The organism is Collinsella sp. AF02-46-1, from assembly GCF_003465825.1.
GTDB lineage: Bacteria > Actinomycetota > Coriobacteriia > Coriobacteriales > Coriobacteriaceae > Collinsella.
In genome coordinates, this window is the sequence record NZ_QSBV01000049.1 from 1 (window position 1) to 1,638 (window position 1,638).

1 protein-coding gene is annotated in these 1,638 nt (G+C 71.9%); it reads left to right on the plus strand.

Annotated elements, in window-relative coordinates; genetic code table 11:
- Positions 1-130 precede the first annotated feature (130 nt).
- Positions 131-1,411 carry an IS30 family transposase gene (locus DWV20_RS09795; RefSeq protein ID WP_233508945.1) on the plus strand — a complete coding sequence of 427 codons (1,281 nt, stop codon included), beginning with the start codon at positions 131-133 and terminating at the stop codon, positions 1,409-1,411.
- Positions 1,412-1,638 lie beyond the last annotated feature (227 nt).

Sequence of the window (1,638 nt, forward strand, 5' to 3'; positions counted from 1 at the left end):
CCTTGATTATCGACTTTATCCGAACACCTCCCACATTCATCCGTACATGTACGGATGAATGTGGGAACCCGATACCCTGAGGGCCGGATCGGCCGGCCCCGGGAGATCGGAGGACGGCATGTCCGGAAAGATGAAAAGGGGCTCCGCAAGGGCGGTCCCGAGGGCCTACGGAAGGCTCACGAGGCACGAGCGGGACACGGTCCAGAGGATGCTGGAGCGCAGGGCGTCGTGCAGGGAGATCGCGAGGGAGCTGGGCAGGTCGCCCTCGACGGTGAGCGCCGAGGTGGCGTCGCACAGGTTCGTGACGGCGCCGAAGGCCAGGCGCGGCGAGCGCGTGGACGCCTCCGCCGACCTGTCGGCGGCCTGCCCGCGCCTGGCCGCGTGGCCGCGCTGCTGCAACGGGTGCGGGCGGTACCGCACGATCGGCTGCAAGCGCCGCCCGCACGTCTTCTACGAGGCCCGGGCCGCGCAGCTGTGCGCCGACTCGGTCCTCGTCTCGTCCAGGCGCGGGATAGACGCCGACGAGCCCGCCGCGGCAGCCAGGCTGGAGGCGATAAGGGACTGCCTGCGCCGGGGGCTGTCGCCCGAGCAGATGGCGGCGCGCAACGGCGGCCCGGTGGACCTGTCGCCGTCGACCATCTACCGCTGGGTCTCGGCGGGCTACGACGGCATGACCAACATGGAGCTCAGGCGCAAGGTCGGCTACAGGCCGAGGAAGCGCGCCGCGCGCCGGGCGGCGACCCGCCACTCCGCCCGCAGGTCACATGCCGCGTTCCTCGCCCTCGGGGAGGACGCGTGCGCCGCGGCCTGGGAGATGGACACCGTCGAGGGGGCCCGGGAGGACAGCGCCTGCCTGCTCACGCTGCTGCACCGCCCCAGCAGGCCCCAGCTCGCGCTGCCGCTGGAGGAGAAGACCGCCGGGTGCGTCGCGGGCGCCCTGGAGGGCGTCCGGGCGGTCCTCGGCGCCGACGGGACGCGCCGCGTGTTCCGCGCCGTGCTCACCGACAACGGCCCCGAGTTCTCCGACGAGGTCGCGATCGCGGCGCTGCTCGGCGAGGGGCGGGGCGAGACGAGGCTGTTCTACTGCGACCCCCGGCGCAGCGACCAGAAGGGCGCCTGCGAGCGCAACCACGTCGAGATCAGGAAGCTGCTGCCCAAGGGCCGCGGCCTCAGGTTCGACCGGCTCGCCCCGGCCGACCTGGCGCTGGCCATGTCGCACGTGAACTCCGAGCCCCGCGGCGCGCTCGGCTTCGCGACGCCCGCCCGCGCCTTCCGGGCGATGCTCGGCGGCGACGCGGCGGCGCTGCTCGAGGCGTACGGCGTGGAGGACGTGCCCATCGAGGAGCTCGACCTGACGCCGGGGCTCATCGAGCGGGCGCGCGCGGAAAGGGGCGATGCCCCGCTGTCCTAGCCTAGAAGGAAAAACGGAATAGACGGACCGACCGTCCGGCTGAGTCTGGGAAGAGGCGCCGGGCGGCGGGCGGAGCATGGCCACCGGACCCATCGAAACACATCTCCACCGTTCCTTCAACTGGGAAAATGCCGCCCCCGGACCCCGGGAGGGGCCGCGGGGGCGTTCGGCTAACTGCGGGAATGGCCTATTTGCTCAATGTGTTCGGCTGAGATCGGAAATCAACC